The 23,711-nt window shown below is 38.3% G+C and carries 17 protein-coding genes and 5 pseudogenes; 16 read left to right on the forward strand and 6 right to left on the reverse strand.

The features are described from left to right. The 8 genes from ABIE66_RS01600 (at position 1) to ABIE66_RS01635 (ending at position 5,230) form a co-directional block, all read left to right on the forward strand. Entirely contained in the window at positions 1-798 is a 798-nt protein-coding gene (locus tag ABIE66_RS01600; RefSeq protein WP_370013658.1) for a hypothetical protein, read from the forward strand. 13 nt (positions 799-811) lie between these two features. Continuing rightward, positions 812-1,369, forward strand: coding sequence for a DUF5381 family protein (locus ABIE66_RS01605; RefSeq protein ID WP_370013659.1), 558 nt, complete (start codon positions 812-814; stop codon positions 1,367-1,369). A 604-nt stretch (positions 1,370-1,973) separates the two neighbouring features. Beyond that, positions 1,974-2,366 carry a DUF927 domain-containing protein gene (locus tag ABIE66_RS01610; protein ID WP_370013660.1) on the forward strand — a complete coding sequence of 131 codons (393 nt, stop codon included), beginning with the start codon at positions 1,974-1,976 and terminating at the stop codon, positions 2,364-2,366. A 293-nt stretch (positions 2,367-2,659) separates the two neighbouring features. Continuing rightward, entirely contained in the window at positions 2,660-2,980 is a 321-nt protein-coding gene (locus tag ABIE66_RS01615; protein ID WP_016131412.1) for a PadR family transcriptional regulator, read from the forward strand. A gap of 70 nt (positions 2,981-3,050) precedes the next feature. Further along, entirely contained in the window at positions 3,051-3,404 is a 354-nt protein-coding gene (locus ABIE66_RS01620) for a DUF1048 domain-containing protein (RefSeq protein WP_289323442.1), read from the forward strand. Between the two features lie 199 nt (positions 3,405-3,603). After that, entirely contained in the window at positions 3,604-4,365 is a 762-nt protein-coding gene (locus ABIE66_RS01625) for an ABC transporter ATP-binding protein (RefSeq protein WP_289323443.1), read from the forward strand. Continuing rightward, positions 4,366-5,115 (forward strand): ABC transporter permease, encoded by a 750-nt coding sequence (locus tag ABIE66_RS01630; protein ID WP_289323444.1) that lies wholly within the window; start codon positions 4,366-4,368, stop codon positions 5,113-5,115. A 10-nt stretch (positions 5,116-5,125) separates the two neighbouring features. Continuing rightward, a complete protein-coding gene (locus ABIE66_RS01635) occupies positions 5,126-5,230 on the forward strand; it encodes a carboxymuconolactone decarboxylase family protein (protein WP_370013661.1) in 105 nt (34 codons plus the stop codon). 161 nt (positions 5,231-5,391) lie between these two features. Here the strand turns inward: ABIE66_RS01635 and ABIE66_RS01640 are convergent. The 3 pseudogenes from ABIE66_RS01640 to ABIE66_RS01650 all read right to left on the reverse strand — a co-directional run. Then, a pseudogene (locus tag ABIE66_RS01640) lies at positions 5,392-5,554 on the reverse strand (site-specific integrase); the annotation flags it as partial. A gap of 546 nt (positions 5,555-6,100) precedes the next feature. Then, positions 6,101-6,292, reverse strand: a pseudogene (locus tag ABIE66_RS01645) (DMT family transporter); the annotation flags it as partial. Between the two features lie 312 nt (positions 6,293-6,604). Beyond that, positions 6,605-6,750, reverse strand: a pseudogene (locus ABIE66_RS01650) (IS6 family transposase); the annotation flags it as partial. Between the two features lie 213 nt (positions 6,751-6,963). Between ABIE66_RS01650 and ABIE66_RS01655 the strand changes: the two are divergent. The 4 genes from ABIE66_RS01655 (at position 6,964) to ABIE66_RS01670 (ending at position 12,344) form a co-directional block, all read left to right on the forward strand. Then, a complete protein-coding gene (locus ABIE66_RS01655; RefSeq protein ID WP_370013662.1) occupies positions 6,964-8,304 on the forward strand; it encodes a sensor histidine kinase in 1,341 nt (446 codons plus the stop codon). Further along, positions 8,301-8,936 (forward strand): response regulator, encoded by a 636-nt coding sequence (locus ABIE66_RS01660; RefSeq protein WP_370013663.1) that lies wholly within the window; start codon positions 8,301-8,303, stop codon positions 8,934-8,936. Before ABIE66_RS01655 ends, ABIE66_RS01660 begins: the two co-directional genes overlap by 4 nt. 423 nt (positions 8,937-9,359) lie before the next feature. Beyond that, positions 9,360-10,691 carry a peptide MFS transporter gene (locus tag ABIE66_RS01665; protein ID WP_370013664.1) on the forward strand — a complete coding sequence of 444 codons (1,332 nt, stop codon included), beginning with the start codon at positions 9,360-9,362 and terminating at the stop codon, positions 10,689-10,691. A gap of 963 nt (positions 10,692-11,654) precedes the next feature. Further along, the gene (locus tag ABIE66_RS01670; RefSeq protein WP_370013665.1) at positions 11,655-12,344 is read left to right on the forward strand and encodes an SH3 domain-containing protein; all 690 of its coding nucleotides are present in this window, start codon (positions 11,655-11,657) and stop codon (positions 12,342-12,344) included. A 1,997-nt stretch (positions 12,345-14,341) separates the two neighbouring features. Here ABIE66_RS01670 and ABIE66_RS01675 read toward each other — a convergent pair. Next, a complete protein-coding gene (locus tag ABIE66_RS01675; RefSeq protein WP_370013666.1) occupies positions 14,342-14,743 on the reverse strand; it encodes a hypothetical protein in 402 nt (133 codons plus the stop codon). A 678-nt stretch (positions 14,744-15,421) separates the two neighbouring features. Here ABIE66_RS01675 and ABIE66_RS01680 point away from each other — a divergent pair. The 4 genes and pseudogenes from ABIE66_RS01680 (at position 15,422) to gnd (ending at position 20,538) form a co-directional block, all read left to right on the forward strand. Next, positions 15,422-16,153: a GntR family transcriptional regulator gene (locus ABIE66_RS01680; RefSeq protein ID WP_370013667.1), complete on the forward strand. Its 732-nt coding sequence runs from the start codon at positions 15,422-15,424 to the stop codon at positions 16,151-16,153. Then, positions 16,146-17,690, forward strand: a complete 1,545-nt coding sequence (gntK, locus tag ABIE66_RS01685) for a gluconokinase (RefSeq protein WP_370013668.1) — start codon at positions 16,146-16,148, stop codon at positions 17,688-17,690. The genes ABIE66_RS01680 and gntK overlap by 8 nt, the downstream gene beginning before the upstream one ends. A gap of 18 nt (positions 17,691-17,708) precedes the next feature. Next, positions 17,709-19,055, forward strand: coding sequence for a GntP family permease (locus tag ABIE66_RS01690; protein ID WP_289323450.1), 1,347 nt, complete (start codon positions 17,709-17,711; stop codon positions 19,053-19,055). Positions 19,056-19,133: 78 nt separating this feature from the next. Continuing rightward, positions 19,134-20,538, forward strand: a pseudogene (gnd, locus tag ABIE66_RS01695) (decarboxylating NADP(+)-dependent phosphogluconate dehydrogenase). A gap of 111 nt (positions 20,539-20,649) precedes the next feature. Here gnd and ABIE66_RS01700 read toward each other — a convergent pair. Both ABIE66_RS01700 and ABIE66_RS01705 read right to left on the reverse strand, forming a co-directional pair. After that, positions 20,650-21,998: pseudogene (locus ABIE66_RS01700) on the reverse strand (IS3 family transposase). 249 nt (positions 21,999-22,247) lie between these two features. After that, positions 22,248-22,595: a hypothetical protein gene (locus ABIE66_RS01705; RefSeq protein WP_370013669.1), complete on the reverse strand. Its 348-nt coding sequence runs from the start codon at positions 22,593-22,595 to the stop codon at positions 22,248-22,250. Positions 22,596-23,711: the final 1,116 nt, after the last annotated feature.

Here is a 23,711-nt window from a genome sequence, read left to right on the forward strand (position 1 = left end):
ATGAATACCATTCAATTAAGTATTGAAGAGTTACTTTTTTCATTTTATAGTGAAGGTTTATTTGAACAAGGAATGTCGATTAAGGGAGCCTATTTTCTAACGCTTCAAGATGCCGAGTTGAAATTAATGCTAGAAATTGCCTCTCGCTCTTTGTTAGCAAAAGATATGTTAAAGGAAGTAGATAATCAATATAAGTTAAAAGATGAATTTGCTGCCTATATTCATACATTGAATAATGCAGAAAGTACCGTAAAGGCTTCTAAACATCAGCCAGACTTAAATGGAGAAGATAGTATTTCCTTTCATTTTAAAAATGGAGAGGTTTATTTACATAAAGTATTGTACAATCATCAAGTTCACTCTATTTCTAAGCTGCCGAAAGAAGAAATCCTTTTAGTTATAAGCGGTTTTTTCCATTTCCATACGTTAGAAAAGCAAGGTGAAGTTATTCTTCAGTTAAAAAGTGAAGAATTTGAAGAACTTTTAGAAGATGTAAGTCAATCTCATTCTTTACCGGAGTCAATTGTTCAGAAATGGGTAAGTAAAAAGGGAGAGTCTACTAGTATCTTAGAGTTTTTAAATGATATTTCGAATAGAAACGGTAAAATGGATAGTTTAGTAAGCTTAACGTATGACTCAGAGAATAACCCTGACCTAAAAGATCTTTATTTTATGATTCCAGGAAAGAATGAATGTTGGCTAGTTACAAGGGACAACAACCTTGACCTGAGTATTCAGAGAGCAAATGAGGCATCTATTAATCAACTATTATTAACCAACAAGATTCTTCCAGCTTAAGGAGGTGCATTATTTGGTAAACGTTAAGAAAGAAAATAACGTCATTCAGATAAAAGGGTCAAAGTTCATGTACGGGTGGATGTTTCTTGCGACTGTAGGTTTTTTAATTGCTTGTTTTTTCTTAATCATACACGGTTTGAACTTTGAGTCCAAGTATTCTTTACTTTACCTTGGTGGTGGTCTCATCTTTACTCCTTTTTACCTTTACCTAACGCTCTGGTCACTTCCAGGTTTTATTCCAGGAAAGGTCCTGTTAACGATTGTCCAAGGTGAAAATGGTACGATTAAGTCGAAGAAAGGTACAGTTTATATTAAGAATATCCGGAATATCGATTTAGTAAGAAATCCACTGAATTTAATCAATGATATAGTCATTGACACCCTTGATAACAAAACCATAAAAATTCGTACGTATAATTTACTTGATGACCTGGATTATCAGGTGGTCGTTGATCAATATCTTTATCCCAATATTACAGAAAATGCAAAAAAAGTATGGGATCGTAAGGTGGATTTAGATAAATTGCAAAGAGTAGCCAAATACGAGCGGCAAGAGCAGAAAATTGATTAACGATCATTCAAATTAAAAGATCTCAGTCCAAAGCTGGTGATTCGCGTCCAATTGTCTTTTTCATTATCGATTATACACAATGTAAAAAGGATTGTTCATATGCTAGTACTTTAATGTCAAAGAGTTTAAACAAAAATTGAGCGGTAAAAACAACTTCTTTGTTTGCGGTCTCTACAATTCATGTAGAGTGTGTAATCATTGCAACAAAGCGATGCATGTAGAATTTGCATCGCTTTGTTGATTTGTGAGTAATTCCATATCGAATATCTGCTAACATTTTGCTAACGAAATATAATAAATTATGTTAAATCCAAGTTAAAGATGTTACGGCTAGCACGAGCAAAACTTTGATTTCATGCTGTTTCTTTCTACTGTTGTTAAACATATTACACTTTGAAACCACATGGGCGGCATGATGTAATCATCGCCTAAATCCCTTGGAATATAGGGGTTTGACGAGGTTTCAGAATGAATGCTCACCTAACATGTGAATAACTTTAAAGTTGAAGGCCACCCACGGTTTACTGTGGGTGGCCTTTTTCTTCTTTGTTGAAAGGAAAACTTCATACATTGAATTCAACGATAGATATACTAGTTCCGGGCGATGAGGGGAACAGCAACTACTAGAGTATTTCGAGTAAAAGGAACTGTTGGTAGTTGGATTGGAAATGTTTTTAACTTAGTGAAGGATCATCCAAAGGCGGTTTTCCCTTTATTTGTATCTTTTGCTTCGGTTATTTTAGATGAGTTTGATAGGAAGCCCATAGTTGTAGATGTATCAGGAGAATCCAGCAGTGGTAAAAGTGGTTTACTTCTACTCTGTGCATCGGTATGGGGGAGTCCTAAAGAGTATATTGGATCTTTTAACTTAACTTTTATAGTGGCTGTTGAAAGAAGATCTGCATTCCTGAATTCTTATCCTCAGATACTTGATCCATTCAAATGGAGTAAACGACACCCGAATGATTCAAACGATGATCTATCAATTTGTGAATAACATAGGTGGGGATAGCTGGTTTTAAAAATATTTAGAAAATCCAGTTGACACCCCACCTACTACGTGTTACGATATACTTGTAGTTAGTCACACTGGATACCTGCACCACTGAATAGTGAGGTTGCAAAATTATTTTTAAGAAAAATAGTTGACAACACTGCTACTCGTTGTTAAAATGCACATGTAATAAGCAATACTTAATAGCGTGATTTCCCAAAGGCTATTAAGTAAAATTTTCCTTGGTACTAAGTTATACTGAATATAAGTCAGACAAAATAGGAGAGGTTCTGAACATGGAAAATTTAACTGAAATGCTGAAGGGTTCGCTGGAAGGCTGCGTGCTGGAAATCATCAGCCGCCATGAAACCTATGGCTACGAGATTACTCGCCGCCTGAACGAGCTTGGGTTTACTGAAGTCGTGGAAGGGACGGTCTACACCATCCTCGTGAGATTAGAAAAGAAAAAACTGGTGAATATAGAAAAGAAACCGTCAGATATGGGGCCGCCCCGCAAGTTTTACTCACTTAATGAGGCTGGCCGTCAGGAACTTGAATTGTTTTGGAAAAAATGGGATTTTGTATCATCAAAAATCAACGTCTTAAAGTCAATCTAGCTTCATAAGATATTCCGTACGATATTTTTGGAGTATCTTGTTCAGCTTTATAAAAAGGAGGAAAAATAACATGATGGAAATGTTCAAAAAAATGATTGGTGATAAAAAAGAATACAAGATGATGATGGCACGGGTTGAAGCCCTGCCAGAGGACTACCAGTTTGTATTTAAGAAAATTCAAAACTACATGTGGAATTTCTCAGCGGGCAGCGGGATGGATATGCTGCACATGCAGTATGAATTAATCGAGTTGTTCGAAGCCGGTGCGGCGGAAGGCAGACAAGTGCTGGAAATCACTGGGGATGACGTGGCGTCCTTTGCCGATGAACTAGTGGCAAACGCTAAAACCTATGTCGCCAAGTATCGTGAAGATTTGAATCAGAGTATCATGAAGCGTTTGGGAAAAAATAAATTCAATAGATAATACCGACTGAATAGCTGGTTATAAATGTGAATTACCACCTTCGCTATTCAGTTATATTTTTAACTCAGTAGTAAGTTATACAGATTATCAGTCAGACTAAATAGATGAGTATAGGCAATCTAGCTCCGCAAGGCGCTGACCGGATAATTACGGATCTCGCAAGCGACCTTGCTGCGCATTTTATAAGGAGGAAAAAAGTATGAGCAATGCAGCGATTTCTGTAAAAGGGTTAAAAAAATCCTTTAAAGACAAGGAAGTCTTAAAGGGGGTGGATTTTGAGGTGCGGCGTGGCGAAATTTTCGCACTGCTGGGCTCAAATGGAGCGGGCAAGACGACGACGGTCAACATCCTCTCGACGCTGATGAAGGCTGATGGCGGCGAAGTAGGTATTTGCGGCTTTGACGTCCAGCGTCAACCGGATCATGTTCGCCAGAGCATCAGCCTGACAGGGCAGTTCGCAGCTTTAGACGGCATGCTCACCGGGCGGGAAAACCTGATGATGATCGCCAAGTTGCGGGGAGTTTCCAATCCCGCTCAAGTCGCCGACGATCTGCTTGCAAAATTCAGCCTGACCGATGCGGCCAACCGCCGGGCGGACAAATATTCCGGCGGGATGAAGCGCCGGCTTGACATCGCCATGAGTCTGATCGGGACGCCAGCAGTCATTTTTCTCGACGAACCGACGACAGGGCTTGACCCCGAAGCGCGGATTGAAGTCTGGGATACCGTCAAGGAGCTTGCCGACGGAGGCACAACCATCTTGCTGACGACCCAGTACCTGGAGGAAGCCGAACAACTGGCGGATCGTATCGCCATCCTGCATGGCGGAAAAATCATCTCGACCGGGACCCTTACCGAACTCAAGGAGATGTTCCCGCCAGCGAAAGTGGAGTACATCGAGAAGCAGCCGACATTGGAGGAAATTTTCCTTGCGATCATCGGCAAAAAGGAGGAGATGTAAATGAAAAGCAAAACAGGGGTATTACTAGGGCGTTTAATGCGCAACATCATGCGCAGCCCGGATACAATTATCACGGTGGCGATTACGCCGATTATGATGCTGCTGCTGTTTGTCTACGTATTTGGCGGCGCCATAGAGACAGGCACGGACAACTACGTCAATTATTTATTGCCGGGAATCTTGCTGATGGCTATCGCATCCGGCGTCGCTTACACTTCCGTGCGGTTGTTTACGGATGTTAAGAGCGGGCTAATGGCGCGTTTCATTACCATGCCCATCAAGCGCTCGTCGGTATTGTGGGCTCACGTGTTGACCTCGCTTGTTTCCAATGCGCTTACTGTTGTGGTGGTTATCCTCGTCGCGCTCTTGATGGGCTTCCGTTCCAGCGCTGGTATCCTGGATTGGCTCGCGGTAGCTGGGATACTCGCGCTGTTTACGCTGGCGCTGACATGGCTGGCGATCATTCCCGGATTGACAGCGGGGTCTATGGAAGGGGCAACAGCCTACTCGTACCCGCTGATTTTCCTGCCGTTTATCAGTTCGGCCTTTGTCCCCACCGAAACCATGCCTAAAATTGTCCGTGCGTTCGCTGAGAACCAGCCCGTGACTTCAATCGTGAATGCGATTCGTGCCCTCTTGTATGAAGGGTCTGTTGGCAACGATATCTGGATCGCGCTTGCCTGGTGCGTCGGCATCATGGTCATCGCTTACTTCTTCGCCAGTAAAGTATTTAAACGCCAGTTAGGGTAAGGACACCATTATGGGATTAGCCATATCAATAGTCAGCCGCTGCGATGAATGCATTTGCTATCACATGGATGGCTGCTTAAATGCCGGGGTAACCATCGATTACCAAAAGTGCTGATATTATTACCTTGTTACTTCCTATTAAATTATCAATTGAATGGGATGCATAATATAATCATCGCCTAGAACCCTTGATATATATGGGTTTGTAAAGGTGGTATTAGTGAAATGCTAACTTTTTGCTAACTTTCAGTTTTTGAAACAACTTTATTTCACCAATTAGAGGAGACCTTTCGTAAGTTCACTGAACTTGTGAGAGGTCTTTTCTTCGATATTTTTGGTCATATGAGCGTAAATGTTCATAGTCGTGTCTATATTCGGAATGCCCTAATCTTTATTGAATCCCTTTTACGCCTGCCCCAGCTTCAATGAGAAATAATGTGTCTCCTCTTAAACCAACAGCAATTTTTATCCACCTTTCAAATACGTCCCATATGTTTTCCAGAGGAACGATTTCTTTTCACCAGCTGGGAAACTAATGTTACCATGCTAGGGGAGTCGCTGAGAACGGGATCTGATGATAAAAGGCCGGCTGAAGGACGTGCAAGAGCAAAGGCCCAACTGTATAATAAATCACCAGAAAAGTTCCATTTTGATCATTATCACAGTACAGTATCGGAAATGAATTTATAAAAGAAGACCATGACTTAAAAATAAAAATAGCGTAACCCAAAAGGCTACGCTTAACAAATTATTGATGATAATCCTTAATTAATTTAGCGAAAAATATGTCTGGTTTATCGATAATAGCAATAGGATAAAGGGTAATAAATTAGTTTACACGATTAAAACAATGGCGGGAACGCTGGTTATCAAAAACTAGTGTTGTTAAGAGTGGGTTCACAGGGAGCAACTCGCATGGATAGGGCAGACCGTGAGTAGCACCCCAAATAGCGAGTTGACTAAAAGTTTACCGTTATTTACCAAAATGCAGATTAGATTTAACTAAATTCCATGATATTTTCTTCTTACTCATGAAGAATATTAACAGTAAAAATAAGCATCCTATGAAACTGCTTAGTAAAGCTCTTTCGCTCGAAGATAGATCAATGTATCGAACAACTAAACCAATTGTACCGAAAATAATCATTGATAATATAAACTGTATTTTAGATTTCAGCGTCTTCTCCTAAGAATCTGCGAAACAGCTTATATTTCGCAGATTCTTAACGTTTTTAATATAAGCAATCACAGGACCTCAATAATATGCAGGGTGGCAATACTTACACCGATTTGTGCGCATGTTTCAAATAAAAATATCCCTGCTTCGATCAGTAACGATGTATGCGTATGCATGAATGGATGCAACGTAATTTTCTTGTTGTTGTTATGCGGTGACTTCTTAAGAAGACGTTGTAAACGTATTGCAGGCAGTTTTTACACTAATAATTTGTTAGAAACATAGAATCCTGGCATAGAACGGACTCGCTTTCCGGACTCTCTTATCCAACTCCGGAACATATTGCTGGACCCACGCATAATGGTTGTGTGAGCTATGGATAAGCCTCGTTCCTCCATTATTTCCATAAAATCACGAAAACTCAAGTTGTACCGTAGGCATCACCTTACTGTGACCATACAAATTTCTAGTACATAATGCTTTTAAAGAGATTACTTGCAAGATGTTCGGATTTTTGCGCCAGAACCCATTTTTTTATAATTTTCACAATTACTATGAATTGCGTATAATGAGATTATGGAAAGGGATACATAAATTTAAATAAATACGAAATGAAGAATGGTTACCATTCTATTCTATAAGCAAATTAATCTATTAAAGGTGAAATGATTATGATAGCTAGTCTTATGAAGTCTTGGACAATATGGATGAAAATTGGAGTAATTTTATTCGGGGTATTCTTACTATCGTGGTTGGGTCCTGACGAAATTGGTCTTACTGATTTGCTTATTTCATTAAGAGAAGGTGAAGAAACAGGAAATAAGTTAATGCTTGCCGTTTTTTTGTTAATTTCTTTAAATACAGTTTTAGCTTTGTTTCATTATATTGGTGCACTGCTGTTGGGGGACGAAATCGGTGCTCGTTTAAACCGTCCATGGTTAAAAATTATCATTCCTCTTATTGTTATTCCTCTCGACTATATCGTGATAAATGCTTATTATTCTTTAACATACTCATTTAGCGCATATGCGTTGTTATTGTTGTTAGCAATCTTATTATTGCAAGCCTTTGAAAAGGATAGGCTAAAGCCAATTATTAAAACGATTATTTGTTCGCAATTAATCTTTGGGATTGAATGGCTGAATGAGATTCCTTCTTTATCTAAATATGGATTCGGCCAAGGGTCGATTTCAAAGGAATTAAAAGATATAGCGGTTCAAATTGGATTTGAGCAATCATTAACATTGTACAGTTTAACTTTGTGTTTAATTTTTGTTATTAATGCTGTTATTTTAGCTGTGTATTTTTCATTAGCTGAACAAAAGTGGCGGATAAAGCAAGAGCTTCATTATGCGCAGTTAGAAGCAATGCAGTCAAGATCAGGACGAGAAGCTCTTTATCTGGTCCATGATTTAAAAACACCTCTTACAGCAATTGAGGGGATAAATTCTTTAATTAGTTTGAAAGTGGACGATTCTAAAATTAAAGAATATTGTCAAAAGATTTCATCATCGATTCATTCCGTTAGCGACATGATTTCCGAGATTTTATATGATGATAAAAAACATTGGTGCCGTATAAAAGATTTAGTTGAATACGTCGAAGCAAGCAGACTGAGCGGGACAAATCTTAATCTGAAGGTAGACTTTCAAACAGATCCTGAAATTAAAATTTTAATTAATAAAATCCGTATGACAAGGGCATTAGTGAATTTAATTGACAATGCTTACGATGCAGTGAATGGAATAGAAGATGGCAAGATTTTGCTTAAGGTAAAAACCTATGAAAATGAACTTTGGTTGGGCGTATCAGATAATGGGAAAGGGATTTCACCTAAAGAGCAGCTGAAAATATGGAAAGCTGGGTTTAGTACAAAATCGCATCCAGGGATGGGATTAGCTTTCGTACGACAAGTTGCTGAAGGACATGGTGCATCTTTAGAAATTGACAGCAAGCTTGGGCACGGGACAATAATTTGGATTAAACTAGCTGAGAGGAGTGTGTTAAGATGAACATTTTAGTCATTGATGATGATGCATCAATTCAATATATGCTAAGTGAAATTTGTGAATTTGCCGGCTGGAATGTAGATACGGCTAACAACGGAAAAGAAGGGTTAAATGTGTTTGCAGAAAAAGGAGCAGATGTTGTTTTAGTTGATTATCATATGCCGGAAATGGACGGAATAAAAACAGTGGGTGAGCTTCGTAAACTTAATGCTGATGTTCCGATTCTTGTATTAACAGTCGATGAACGACAGGAAATTGCTGATCGCTTTCTTGAAGCAGGCGCAACAGATTTTGCATTAAAGCCTGTAAAAGCGCCTGATTTGATTTCAAGAATTCAACTGCATGCTCGCCTTGCAAAATTAACTCAATCAGCTCCGCAGCAAAAATCCAGTGAAGAAAAGGATGTATTTGTAACAAAGGGAATTAGTAAGAGAACACTTTGTCACGTTAGTGATTTTCTACATTCTAATCGTGAACCTTTTTCTGTTGATACAATTTCTAAAGAAGTTGGTTTGGCTTATCCGACCGTCTATCGCTATATTATGCATTTACTTGATGAAGGAAAAGTGGAAATTATTGTTAGTTATCAAAAAATAGGAAGACCGAAAAATTTATATCAATGGATTGTTGACTAAGAAACTGCCTTAATACAAGGCAGTTTTTTTATTATAATGGGGGTCTCCGTTGCTGCACAGACCGCTAATGCAGCAGGACTTTTTTTCTTTTTTTTCTGTGTTTTTATATTTTCTGATAATATAAAATTATTTTACAACACTAAAGATTCTTTAAAATTTAAATGCCTTCATTAAACGTCTTCGAATAAAATGAGTTTATTAGTTAATGTTCATTTAGATTTTGCTATCTGATTCCTTTTGCACCAGAGTCAAGATTAAAAATGTAAACGCTTACTAACGGTGGGTTGGATGGCATGCGTCGCCATCATCGTATTAGGCGTAGGTGGAACGAATCAATAATTTGTCTATTAAATGCAATTATTTTGCGAATGTAAACGATTGGTGAATGGTTTAATATTTAACCATATTTAGGGGGACTTTATTATGCAAGCACTATTAAAAGATGATGTTCAGCAGCCAAACCAGTCCAGGAAAAAGCATCCTTCAGGACTGTATATGCTGTTCGCTACTGAGGCATGGGAGCGCTTCAGCTATTACGGAATGAGAGCAATTCTTGTTCTTTACTTAACAGCAACTGTTGTAAATGGCGGGCTTGGAGTCGACAAATCTACGGCTATGGGCATATACGGATTCTTTACCGGGGCCGTTTATATTACGCCAATGATTGGCGGATACTTGACTGACCGTTTCATAGGCAGAAGATTGGCGATCACGATTGGCGGTATTTTAATGGCGCTTGGTAACTTTTCGCTATTCTCAAGTCAGAGTTTGACGGCACTTTACATTGGTCTTGGTTTATTGATTATCGGTAATGGTTTCTTCAAGCCAAACATCTCGACAATTGTTGGTGATCTTTATGAAGACAACGATCCGCGTCGTGATGGAGCTTTCACTATCTTCTATATGGGTATTAACGTTGGGGCTTTCTTCGCACCATTAGTAGTTGGACTTATGAGCTATAAATATGGGTTCTTGACAGCAGCAATTGGCATGATTGTAGGGCAGTTAGTTTTCAACTTATTAGGCAATCGCTATTTAGGTGATATCGGTAAAGAACCTACTGGCAAACCGGAAGTTACAGCTGGTCAAAAATCAGCTGCACCGTTAACGAAAAGAGAACAAAAACGTACAGCGGCTATCGTTATTTTGGCAGTCTTCGTTATTGCGTTCTGGGCCGCTTTCGAGCAGGCTGGAAGTTCATTGACATTGTATGCTAATGACCAAATTGATCGGAATGTATTTGGTTTTGAGATTCCAACTGCCTGGTTCCAATCATTGAACCCATTATTCATCGTGATTTTAGCGCCAATTATGTCTGCTTTATGGTACAAGCTTGGCAGCTCAAAACGCGGTGACTTAAAAACTCCAACGAAGATGGCTCTTGGTTTAGTCACAGTTGGTTTAGGTTTCTTAGTACTGCTTCCTGCTGTTATGTATACAGGAAACGATACAGCGCTGAAAGTAAACATCCTGTTCATGATTGTAACGTATTTCCTTCATACATTAGCCGAATTAATGATTTCACCAGTTGGTTTATCAATGGTAAGTAAAATTGCTCCAATCAAGCTTGCCTCTCTTCTAATGGGAGTATGGCTGGCAAGTTCCGCGGTAGCTAATATGGTAGCCGGCCAATTAGCTGCATATACGCAGTCTTTAGGTTACCTGGAAATCTTCAGTGTAATTGGTTTTGTAACAATTGGCTTAGGTATTGTTTTATTGCTTCTTTCGAAGCCAGTAGCAAAGCTGATGAAATAATGAGAAAAGGAGCTGACCCAAAAGGCATATAATATGCCATTTGGGTCAGCTCTTTTTAGTGTAAAAAAAAAATAGAATCGGTCCAAACTGGTATAAGGGGAGTCTCCACAACGACACAAACCAGAAAGGAACGATTCTCTGAAGTTTTATTTCTGTTTGCTTAATCTTATTGTGTTTCAGCATTTTCACGAGTCTTTCATCAATTTGAATGACGGAATGCTAATATAAGTAAAAAAAACAAATCAATGGGAAGTTCTTATAGAACAAGTTAAAGCTATATTAGATGAGAAACAATAATAAACACTTAGGTGGATTAATGGACTTGGTTTCAATAATCGGCCAGCCGCTTTTAGTAGAAAAGGACTCAGAGCTGGTTATGTAAAAGAGCCTATGAATGTAGGATGGAATTCTACTCTTTATTGAGCACTTCGAAAGAAAATATGCACAAAGTTATTCTAGAAAGCCTGCAATGATAGAATATCATGTATCTAGTGATGGAAATCAACGAACGTTACGGGCTAAATTAGTGGGTGCAGACTATATTAGAGCTAGAGTATACTCCTATAAGTTACAATCTTATCAAGAATGACAATTATAAGAGGGTTCAATCTTACTTAAGTGAATATACGAAATTTGTGCGAGTGTGTAATTTGCAACAAAAAAGGGGGAATCTTAAGGATAAGGCTGGCCAGTTTTCTAAAGGCACGGGACCAGGCGCCAGGCCCAACCAGATGTAACATCCACAATGGATAAGGATAGATAGAGGCTATGCAAGAGAAGAAAGGTAAGCGAATAGATGATCTAATCCTATATGGAAACAGAAGAAAGGAAAAGGAAACCTTATCGCTATCCCTAACGACTTCTGGATAGGCTATACTTATCTAGACAGAAAATTTAAGGTCAGGTAGACTACAGATACAACTAGTAATAGAAAAGAGGTCCGATATGCGACGTGATATACAATTGAATGAAAGAGCTTTCTCTTCCAAGGAAGTGGCAGAAGAAGTGGGGATTGCAACTCCCACTGTTCGAAAGTATGGTCAAATCTTAGAGCGGAATGGATATGAGTTTTTGAAAGATGGAGATCGACGTATCTTTGTTAAATCTGACATCGGAGCGCTTATAGCGCTACGCGATACGGACAAGCCCCTAGACGATACAGCTAAAGACCTTGTATATCAACAAAAAGAAAGATTAGAAGGATCCAATGAAACACAGATAGCGATACCCGATACATATGAAAATTTACCCCACGACCCCAATCAATTAAACGAGGTCTTAATGTTTTTAGTCAATGAACTCGCAGCCACACGTGAAATGAATGTCCAACTTACAAACGATATGTCACAGCTTAAAACAAAGGTTTCCCGGCTCCAGCAAGATCATCATGTTATAAGTTCTAGTATTGGAAATTCAGCGCAAAGAACTAATTCTAAAATTGAACAATTAACTGAACAACAAAATACCCATTACGAAACATTGCTGGAACAAGAAAAACAAAAAAGTGAACTCTTACAAAAAGAAATACAAAGTATGCGGGCCGAACAGAAAAAAGAATGGAGTTCACAAAATGAATTTAATAAACGTTTAGAAGAGTCTATACAAAAACGTTACGAAAAATGGCGGGGGCTTTTCTCCATATTCAGAAAATAAGGTGACTGTTAAGGTTTTTTGCCTAGCTGTGTATTGATTTGTGGAAGCAAATTATTGATGTAGAAACATTTGATAAATATTTTTTGAATAAATAATGATGGATAAAAGCATTGAGATGCGAATCCACAAAACTTTGTAGCTGGAAACACAGAATTTAGAAAGAATATTTCAACTTTACAGGATTTGGTGCCTGCTATGTAAGAGCTCGGCGATACCAATGTATCGGACGTTCTACCAAAGGCAAATGAAGGCTCAATTGAAATTCATTGGAGATTTGTTTAAGCGATATGCATCTAAAACAAAATACACAATTTGAAGCAAGCAAAAAAGGTAGTTTGATAAAATGGGAGTTGAGGCGGTTGAGAACTTGTATTCAAAAACAAGAGTCATCCTCACTAGAGTTGCTCCAGACAGGGATTGATCGGCTCTTTTTTTGTGTTTCATATCGCTGGGCGATATAACTTGCAAATAAATTCAAAACCTTTAGGTTTAATAGAAAAGCGGCGTTCGATATGCAAACATGATATACATCCAAATGAACAAGTATTCTTTTCTAAGGAAGTGGAGAAGTGGGGATGCAACACCCACTGTTCAAAAGTATGGTCAAAACTGAGAACGAAACGGATATGAGTTTTTAAGATGGTGGTTGCCTATCTTTATTCAATCTGACATCGAAGCGCACATAGCGTTATGCGATACGGACAAGTCCCTAGAGGGTACAGCTAAAGACCTTGTGTATCTACAAAAAGATAGATTAGATGAATCTAATGAATAGCGATACCCGATATATATGACACTTAACCCATAATTCCAAACAAATAAAAGAGATTTTAATTGTTTTAACCAATAAACTCGCAGCTACGCTTGAAATGAACGTCCACTGACAAACGATATGTCTCAGCTTAAAACAACGGTTTCCCAGCTCCAGCAAGATCCACGTCCTTAATAGTGTTCCTCAAGAAAGGGGATTATCGGTTCTTTTTTGTGTTTCGTATCGCTGGGCGATATAACATGAAAATAAATCCACAGACCTTCATCTTTAATAGAAAGGGAAGTCCGATATGCAACAGGATATACATCCGAATGAATGAGCATCCTCTTCCAAGGAAGTGGCAAAAGAAGTGGAGATGCAAAATCAATGTTCGAAAGTATGTTTAAAACTTAGAGCGAAATGGATAATTATTGTTAAAATATGTAAATATACATACCTTCGTTCAATCCGACATCGAAACGCTTAAAGTGTTACGCGATACAGGCAGCCCCCTAAACGATAGAGCTAAAGACCCTTGTATCAAGAAAAAGAAAGATTAGAAGTAGAAGGAACCAATGAAACAGAGATAGCGATACCCGATACATATGAAAATTTAACCCATGTTCTCATTCAATTAAAAGAGAGCTTAATTTTTTAACCAATGAATTCACAGCTACACGTGAAATGAACATCTAATTGACAAACGATATGTCACAGCTTAAAACTGAACAACAAAAAACCCATTACGAAACATTACTTCAATAAGAAAAAGGTTTCATTACCTTTTTTTAGTCTCTTTTACGATATTGAGGTGCTAATTTACGTTAATAACAATTTAAACCTAAGGCAATCAAATCAAAAGTAGAAATTCCTTTGTTCCAACTATTCGGGACTATTTTCAAATTTCAACAATTTCCCGAGAAATAACTACAAATTCTGAGTAGATATCGACAAAATTAGCAAGCTTCTAAAAGATGTATATGATGACGCTTTTTTAACTTATATACATGTTGCAAAAGAGGATTTCTTTATCAAGCATAACGAAGAGTTTACTATTAATGAAGTTAATACATTGGTGGAAATTAAGACCAATTGAGCTGTTTTTTCATTAAAACTCTGGGATAATGGCTGTGGAAATGGAAAAAAATCAAATGGATGATCCACTTAATTAAGTTTACATAATACTCCTTATCGGACTTTTGCAAAAAGCTTGTTTTAGCAATAATTACTGCATTTAGCTTCTATATTATTCCTTACCAAGAGAAAGGCCTCTAGAGTATAAGAAGTTTTCTTTCCTGCTCCTATGAATTACAAACAACAAAGCAGTGATCCCAATTTTCGGGATGCACTGCTTTGTTGTTTGTAGATATTCTACGCAATCATAATTAGCTCGATAACTTCTTACCATTACGTAAATCAAAATCAGCAAAAGCCTGAACCCTTTCGATTTTACCGACCAAGAAAATGTAGGACAGTGCTCCTGCGAAGGTATACAAGTAATAAAGGTAAGTGCAGGAGCAAAATCACCGCCCTTGGCCAGGAAGCCAATCACAATCGGTATAATAATTGATGCTGTACCACCAATGAAAATGAATGTACCTCCAGCAATTCCAATCAGCCGTTTTGGGGCAAGCAATGAAACAAACACCCAGGTGATTGAAGCGAAATCGTTTCCAAAAAAGGCGATAATGAAAGCGTATGTGTTTGAGAAGAACACACCTTTCAGGACTAAAGAAATATAAAGGGGTGAATGAGGGACAACCTACGATAGTACTGAAGGCAGCTAAATCGCTGCGAGTAGCGACCTGTGCTCGCTCGGACATTACAACAAGACCTACAAGCAAGTCAAAGAGAACAAGGCTAAGGCCGAAGACAAAGGGAGGTCTCTAGGCCAGGGATATATGTCTCGTGGCGAAGCCAAACCCAAGCAGGTTCATCAATGATATCTTTTTTTATAGGTGAATGAGGGCTATCTAAGTAAATTTAGGAAGGCAGGTTGATCCCCGCGAGTAGCAACTTATGCTAGCCGACCAGTAACGTGCAATCTCTAATAGGTACTAACCTCATCAACTGGCAAAGTCTGCCCAAAATGAGGTTGAATTCATTCGTAAGTTGTTCGGAGTAGCTGCTTAATCCCAAAGTTAACAGGATATTACCATTCTATGTTTCTATTTCATTATTCTTTACCCCAGAACCTTCTAAACTCCCAACAAACTTTGACTTATATTAACGAGAACCCAGTGAATTCAAAAAACTTGCATTATTATTTATTTTTATTATAATACTTGTATACAAGTGTACTTGAACTCTATAAGAAGGTGAATTTATGGCTGAATCAAAGGAATTTCTTTATCCTGTAAAATGGCTTTCAAAAGCGTCTGCTGGTGATCGTGTAACATCCGAGCTTAGAATGCGTATTATTTCGGGGATGATTGAAAGCGGTACCATCCTATCTGAAAATAAATTGGCTGCCGATTTTGGTGTTAGCCGCTCACCAGTTCGTGAAGCGTTAAAAATACTGGCATCTGAAAATATCATCCGATTAGAAAGAATGGGTGCGGTTGTCATTGGTTTAACAGAAAAAAAATATGCAGAAATTTATGATGTACGAATACTCATCGAGACGTTTGTATTTGAACGTCTAGTAAGGCTGGACAACAATGAATTAGTAATGGAACTTAGTAAAATACTGGAAATGATGAAAATTTCCATAAAATACCGAGACGCTGATGAGTTTTCCTATCAGGATGTCCTATTCCACGAAACAATTATTCGGTCCATCAATCATTCCTATATCCTGATGATTTGGGATAATTTAAAACCTGTGATGGAAAGTTTGATTCTTCTATCCATGCGTTGTCGTTTTAAAGAAAAGTATGAAGACTTTACACGGATCATTAATAATCATCAACTTTATATTGATGCGATCAGAACAAAAGATCGAGAACTCATGATTAAGTCGTTACATGTAAACTTTGATGATGTTCAAGGGGAAGTTGAAGACTTATGGATGGCCCAACAGATGCTTTCAAAAGGAGTCGAACAAGAAAATGACTAGCTATATGTTAGGTGTAGACATCGGTACAACAAGTACAAAAGCTGTATTATTTACGAAAAAAGGCGATGTCATTCAGCAAGAGAATGTTGGTTATCCTCTTTACACACCGGATATGACAACAGCGGAACAAGACCCTGAGGAGATTTTCCAGGCCGTTCTGAAAGCCTTTTCAAATATAACGAAACAGCATCCAGATAAAAAGATATCATTTATTTCATTTAGCAGTGCGATGCATAGTGTTATAGCTATGGATGAAAATGACCAGCCGCTAACCCGTTGTATCACTTGGGCAGATAATCGCAGTGAAGCTTGGGCCCATAAAATTAAAGATGAATTAGATGGGCATGAAGTTTACAAACGAACCGGAACACCGATACACCCGATGTCTCCATTATCCAAAATCACCTGGATTGTGAATGATCACCCAGAGATCGCAACCAATGTTAAAAAGTATATTGGGATTAAAGAATATATCTTTAAAAAGTTCTTTAATCAATATGTTGTCGATTATTCCCTTGCTTCATCCATGGGCATGTTGAATCTCAAAAACTTGGATTGGGATGAGGAAGCCTTAAGAATTGCTGGAATAACGCGTGGTCAATTATCTGAACTCGTACCAACAACAAAGATCTTTAACAACTGTGACCCGGATTTAGCCAAACAGATTGGGATTGATCCACAAACCTCTTTTGTTATTGGGGCAAGTGATGGTGTCCTTTCAAATCTAGGTGTAAACGCTATCCGTAAAGGGGAAATTGCTGTCACGATTGGGACAAGCGGTGCGATTCGGACGATTATTGACGAGCCGAAAACAGACGAAAAGGGAAGAATCTTTTGCTATGCCTTAACGGAAAAGCATTGGGTGATTGGCGGGCCGGTAAACAATGGCGGGATGGTCCTTCGCTGGATTCGCGATGAATTTGCTTCTTCCGAGGTAGAAACAGCTAAAAGGCTCGGAATCGACGCTTATGAAGTCTTAACCAAGATTGCCGAACGTGTAAGACCAGGCGCTGACGGATTGTTATTCCATCCATATCTTGCAGGTGAACGTGCACCATTATGGAATCCGGACGTACGGGGTTCATTTTTCGGATTAACACTGTCACATAAGAAAGAACATATGATTCGAGCGGCTCTAGAAGGAGTCATTTACAATTTATATACAGTATTTTTAGCCTTAACAGAATGTATGGACGGTCCCGTGACCCGAATTCAAGCTACGGGAGGCTTCGCAAGGTCGGCTGTTTGGCGGCAAATGATGTCCGATATCTTCGAATCGGAAGTCGTGGTTCCGGAAAGCTACGAAAGTTCGTGCCTGGGTGCTTGTATATTGGGGTTATATGCCACTGGGGAAATTGAGTCCTTCGAAGTAGTTTCTGAAATGATAGGCAATACCCACAAGCACACACCGAAAGATGATTCTGTAAAAGAATATAGGCAACTACTGCCGATTTTTATTAACCTTTCAAGGGTATTGGAAAATGAATATACACAGATTGCGAATTATCAAAGAAACTTAATAAATGCTGCAAAGTAAAGACATGGAGGAATTACAATGCCATTAGTTATTGTCGCTTTAGGAATTGTCGCTTTATTAATTTTAATAATGGGCTTAAAATTAAACACCTTTATTTCCTTGATCATTGTTTCGTTTGGAGTGGCTTTAGCACTTGGGATGCCACTTGATGGAATTGTCAAAACCATTGAGGCTGGATTAGGCGGAACACTTGGTCACTTAGCGTTAATCTTTGGACTTGGAGCGATGTTGGGTAAGTTAATCGCAGATTCAGGCGGCGCGCAGCGCATTGCCATGACCCTTGTTAAAAAATTTGGTGAAAAGAATATTCAATGGGCAGTCGTAGCAGCATCATTTATTATCGGTGTCGCATTATTTTTTGAAGTGGGATTAGTATTATTAATTCCAATCGTATTTGCCATTTCAAGAGAATTAAAAGTTTCGATATTGTATCTTGGTATTCCAATGGTAGCATCATTATCCGTAACACACGGTTTCTTACCGCCACACCCAGGACCAACCGTTATCGCTGGTGAATATGGTGCAGACCTTGGTCAGGTTTTACTTTACGGCTTCATTATTGCAGTTCCAACAGTTATTTTAGCTGGACCAGTATTTACGAAGATAGCTAAAAGATTAGTACCTGCATCATTTACGAAAACAGGCAGCATTGCCTCTTTAGGAGAACAAAAATCTTTTAAACTTGAAGACACACCTGGATTTGGGATTAGTGTATTTACCGCTTTACTTCCGGTTATATTAATGTCAATTGCTACGATTATCACTTTGATGCAAAAAACAATCGGATTTGAAGATAATGGTTTACTAGCGGCTATCCGTTTTATCGGCGAAGCCGGTACTTCCATGTTGCTTTCCTTATTATTTGCGGTCTATTCAATGGGATTAGCAAGAAAGATTCCAATGAAGGATATTATGGAATCTTGTACATCTGCAATCTTGCATATCGGAATGATGCTCTTAATCATAGGGGGGGGCGGTGCCTTCAAGCAAGTATTGATCGACGGCGGTGTAGGTGACTATGTAGCTGAATTATTCAAAGGAACATCATTATCACCAATCTTGCTTGCCTGGATCATCGCGGCAATCCTGCGTATTTCCTTAGGATCTGCTACCGTTGCTGCCTTAACGACAGCTGGTTTAGTTATTCCAATGTTAGGTCAGTCGGACGTTAACCTTGCTCTAGTTGTACTTGCTACAGGAGCGGGAAGTTTAATCGCTTCACACGTTAACGATGCTGGTTTCTGGATGTTTAAAGAGTATTTTGGTTTAAGCATGAAAGAAACATTTGCAACATGGACCTTGCTTGAGACGATTATTTCAGTAGCTGGATTAGGATTTATTCTATTACTAAGCTTATTTGTATAAGCTTTTCCCGGCAGTAAATCCCTCACTTATGGCAGGGATTTACTGCCTATTATTCTTACATAAAAGGAGCAGAAATAAATGTTCAATACAATTGGTGTCATTGGTTTAGGGGTAATGGGCAGTAATATCGCTTTAAATATGGCTAGTAAAGGGGAACGAGTAGCTGTCTATAACTACACAAGAGATTTAACGGATCAGCTTGTTGCTAACTTGGACAGTCAGTCGCTCCATCCGTATTACGAAATCCAAGACTTTGTTCAGTCACTGGAAACTCCAAGAAAGATTTTTCTAATGGTGACGGCGGGTAAGGCGATAGACTCGGTGATCAATTCATTACTTCCACATCTTGAATCAGGCGATATTATCATGGACGGGGGCAACTCCCATTACGAAGATACTGAACGCAGATATGATGAATTGAAATCTAAAGGAATCAGTTACTTAGGCATCGGTATTTCTGGTGGAGAAGTCGGAGCGTTAAAAGGACCTTCAATCATGCCAGGTGGAGATAAAGATGCCTATGAAAAAGTAGCTCCGATTCTGACAAAAATCGCAGCCAAAGTAAATGATGACCCTTGCTGTACCTATATCGGCCCAAAAGGAGCGGGTCATTTTGTGAAAATGGTCCATAACGGGATTGAGTATGCAGATATGCAATTAATCGCCGAAGCCTATACGTTTTTAAGAGAAAAGTTACATTTGGAAGTTAATGAAATAGCTGACATCTTTGAAACATGGAATCAAGGCGAACTGAAAAGTTATTTAATTGAAATCACAGCCGAAATTTTAAGGAAAAAAGATGAAGTAACGGGTTCACCCTTGATCGATGTGATTCTTGATAAAGCAGGACAAAAAGGCACAGGTAAATGGACCAGCATGCAAGCTATTGATAACGGAGTCCCGGCATCGATTATTACAGAGTCTTTGTTTGCTCGTTACATTTCTGCTTTAAAAGAGGAAAGGGTCAATGCAGAAAATATTCTAACAGGCCCTGAGAACAATCAGCAAAAATTAGAATAAAAATGAGTGGATTGACTATATTAGAGAAGCATTATATATGGGAAAAGTTTGTGCGTACGCGCAAGGTTTCACTCAATATAAGATGACTTCTGAACTTTACGGCTGGAATTTGCCTTTAAAGGATATTGCGCTGATTTTCCGCGGTGGTTGCATCATTCGTGCAGAATTTTTAAATGTCATTAGCGAAGCCTATCAAGAGCAGCCGAATCTGGCCAATTTATTAATCTCACCATATTTTGCTGAAAAGGTTACAGGTTACCAGGTAGGATTGCGAAAGGTTGTCTGTGAGGGAATAAATTCTGGTATCTCGTTTCCATGTTTAGGCGCTTCACTCACTTATTACGATAGTTATCGAACAGGCATCTCAAATGCAAACCTTTTGCAAGCACAACGTGATTATTTTGGTGCACATACCTATGAACGACGTGATATAGCAGGATCCTTTCACACAAACTGGCAGTGATAAAAAGAAACAGTCATTTACAATAATCGTTCATGAATTTGAGACAGGTACCTTACTTCAAAAAGAGAGCTGCTTTTGAAGTGAACCCAAAAAGTTTGACACTTTATTTACTTAGGCAGCCTTGAGGGCATGAACCCGGTAATCTACCGGGCTCATGCCTTTTAATTTTACCTTGATTCGTTGATGATTGTAGTAATGGATATAATCTCCTAGTTCTTGTTTGAAATGCTCCATGCTTTCAAATTCTTGAAGATAGAGTAATTCGGATTTTAATAAGCCAAAGAAGTTTTCAATGACCGCATTATCGAGACAATTTCCTTTGCGGGACATGCTTTGTGTAATGTTATGTTTTTTCAAATCATGCGAGTATTGTTTCATCTGATAATGCCAGCCCTGATCTAAATGGAGAATAGGTGAATCTTTCGATTCCAAGCGATCAAAGGCTTTATCCAGCATTTTGGAAACGAGCGGATAAACAGGCCGAGATTCGATATTATAGGCGATGATTTCTCCATTAAACAGGTCAAGAATGGCTGATAAGTATAGTTTCTCCCCAGCTAGATGGAATTCCGTGACATCTGTCACCCATTTTTCATTGGACTTTGCCGCCTTGAAATCACGTGCTAGAATGTTGGGCGCAATCTTACCGATGTTCCCTTTGTACGAACGGTATTTCTTCATGCGAATCAATGACTTCAATCCTAGTTCATTCATCAATCGGAGAACTGTTTTATGATTGATGCGAGCACCTCTGTTACGTAATTCTAGGGTAATACGCCGATACCCATAACGCCCTTTATGCGTATGGAAAATCTCTTTGATAAGGGATTTAATTTCTGTGTATTTATCCTCACGCCCGAAGGCGTTTACCCAATATAGTACGTACTCCGTGCCATTTTAGAAATGGATAGAAGCAGTTTTAAATCAAATTGTTTCCTTAGTTCATGGACTACTTTCGCTTTTTCTTTCTTTGTAAGGCTTCCTTTTCTTGAACTAAGGCATTCAACTTTTTTAGATAGGCATTCTCTGCACGTAAGTATTCTAATTCGGCAAGAAGTGCTTCTTGAGAGCCATTAGCTTGCGATTTTTTCTTAGTTTCTTTTTTCATGGATAGACGCCCCTTTTTTCAATGGTTTTAGGGCGTCTATACCTCCTTCCTTAAACTGATTTACCCAATTCAAAAGTGTAGAATCAGAAGGAAGGTTATAGTGTACAGCGGTCTCGTTGATCGATGCCCCATATTCGTTCATATATTTAAGTACCTCTAGTTTAAAGGGCAGAGTGTAATTTGTATAGGATGGAACAAGTCCTTCCATCCCATGTTTTAGATAGCGAGCGACCCATCTTTTCAGAGGGGATAAACCTACATTTCTTTCTTGAGCAATGGATTTATAGGATTTTTCCCCTTCTAAGTACTCTAAAACTGCATTTGATTTTTCGTCTATCGTATATTTAGTCAAAAAAATACACCTCCAATTGTTAGATGTTGTCTAACAATTGGGGTGCAGTTCATCTATCTAATTTTAAAACAAATTTGATTGGAGCGGGTGTACGAGACTCCTGTTGAAAAAGCGTGTCCAGGGGAGACCCGGCAGGCGCAAAAGGCGGACCTCCCGCGGAAGGCGAGTTTCTTGAGAGTAAATCAACGTTCAAATTGTACAAGCTTTTAAAAAACTATAGACTCTAATTAAAGAGGCTGGAAATTTTAGTCATGGCATTTTAATTGGTGTATTTAATTGATAATAATCCCTATATGATCGATAAGATACCATTTTTTTATCCTGATAATCTCCATCCAATTGCAAAACTTTGGATTTATTGGTTTCTAAATAATAATGATACCCTTCTGTTTCTAAACTATAGAAGGCATAGGATATTCCAAGCATTTGTTTCTTGGTGACTTTTGTATCAGGGTGATGTTGTATAAAATCAGCCAATTGTTGTACAGATGTTGATGGAATGTCTGCGATATTAAATAATGTTTCCTTAATATTAGTTTTTACTTTATTCAAAGTAGTTTTTGCTTTATGTTTGATTTTGTTGGAATGTCTTGTCATAAATATCACTCCTACTCTGATTATAGTTAAAAGATTTAATTATAGTTAAAAGATTTATTATGTTATTTCCAATCAGCAAACGGAGTAAACAAAAATTTGACCCTGGGAGAAAATCTACTAAAAGAAAAAAAACCTTGGTGAAAAAATTGACGGGCAACGAATAATGTTTTTTGGGGAGGTTTAATACTCAGGTTAAGTGGTATATAAATGGTATCGGTTTGTAGTAGTTGCCCCTGCTTCCTTTGATGGTAGAGGTTCTTTACGAAAGAGTATCGAATAATGTCGACAGGTAGCACATATTCTTCTTTTGATTATTACTAATTATTTTTGGATAAAAAAGGAGTGATATATCATGAGGCAAATGTGTATTTACTGTTTTAAATGGGCTGACATGGATACGATGACACCACTTTTTGAACAAGGTAGAGAGTTCGTCAATTATTATTGCGAAGATTGTGTTACTGCTGTTATGGATAATTTGTTTAAGCCCCCATACAAACATGGTCGTTCCTATACAGATGTATGCGAGCAAACAAGAACCCACTAGCATCAAGCAATGCGTTTTAAAAGGTAAGCGATTGCTCATAAAATGTATCGCTAAAATCATAATTTTTTCAGAAATCCTTCATTTTTTTCAATTACCCAATAGTTAGTTGATCAATACTGCAATTTATAACGTATTGTCACCAGCCGATTCTCTTAAATAATTTAAAGCATTACTAGCAATAGCTCGGACAATATCTCCCACTTATTAGAAAGAGCTTGTTGTTGTCGTTATTGGCTATCGAAATGAATTAAATGAACAGCATAACTAGAGGCCATCTCAAACGAGAAGGGCTTTTTTTGTTCGCGTTTGTCCTCTTCTTAATCATATCGCATTTAAATTAATCTAGTCGAACTCTTACGGAATATTGATATATAGTCTTTTTTTATCTTATTACTTACTTTTTTATTTAAAGATGAATGGGCGACATGGGCAGGAGGTTTAACCCTAGTTATTTCAACCCACTTAAAACAACATGATCATACCGAATGTTATTAAGTAGTGCATATGAGTTAGTATATCGAAGTGAGGAAAAATTAAATAGGATGTACATGATTTAATCCTGCTAATTA

Origin of the sequence: Peribacillus sp. B2I2, assembly GCF_041261685.1 — a bacterium.
Lineage (GTDB): Bacteria > Bacillota > Bacilli > Bacillales > DSM-1321 > Peribacillus.

Coding starts and splice junctions, on each gene's coding strand:
- ABIE66_RS01600 (WP_370013658.1), top strand. CDS start 1: ATGAATACCATTCAATTAAGTATTGAAGAGTTACTTTTTTCATTTTAT.
- ABIE66_RS01610 (WP_370013660.1), top strand. CDS start 1,974: ATGAGGGGAACAGCAACTACTAGAGTATTTCGAGTAAAAGGAACTGTT.
- ABIE66_RS01615 (WP_016131412.1), top strand. CDS start 2,660: ATGGAAAATTTAACTGAAATGCTGAAGGGTTCGCTGGAAGGCTGCGTG.
- ABIE66_RS01620 (WP_289323442.1), top strand. CDS start 3,051: ATGATGGAAATGTTCAAAAAAATGATTGGTGATAAAAAAGAATACAAG.
- ABIE66_RS01625 (WP_289323443.1), top strand. CDS start 3,604: ATGAGCAATGCAGCGATTTCTGTAAAAGGGTTAAAAAAATCCTTTAAA.
- ABIE66_RS01630 (WP_289323444.1), top strand. CDS start 4,366: ATGAAAAGCAAAACAGGGGTATTACTAGGGCGTTTAATGCGCAACATC.
- ABIE66_RS01635 (WP_370013661.1), top strand. CDS start 5,126: ATGGGATTAGCCATATCAATAGTCAGCCGCTGCGATGAATGCATTTGC.
- ABIE66_RS01655 (WP_370013662.1), top strand. CDS start 6,964: ATGATAGCTAGTCTTATGAAGTCTTGGACAATATGGATGAAAATTGGA.
- ABIE66_RS01660 (WP_370013663.1), top strand. CDS start 8,301: ATGAACATTTTAGTCATTGATGATGATGCATCAATTCAATATATGCTA.
- ABIE66_RS01665 (WP_370013664.1), top strand. CDS start 9,360: ATGCAAGCACTATTAAAAGATGATGTTCAGCAGCCAAACCAGTCCAGG.
- ABIE66_RS01680 (WP_370013667.1), top strand. CDS start 15,422: ATGGCTGAATCAAAGGAATTTCTTTATCCTGTAAAATGGCTTTCAAAA.
- gntK (WP_370013668.1), top strand. CDS start 16,146: ATGACTAGCTATATGTTAGGTGTAGACATCGGTACAACAAGTACAAAA.
- ABIE66_RS01690 (WP_289323450.1), top strand. CDS start 17,709: ATGCCATTAGTTATTGTCGCTTTAGGAATTGTCGCTTTATTAATTTTA.
- ABIE66_RS01705 (WP_370013669.1), bottom strand. CDS start 22,595: ATGACAAGACATTCCAACAAAATCAAACATAAAGCAAAAACTACTTTG.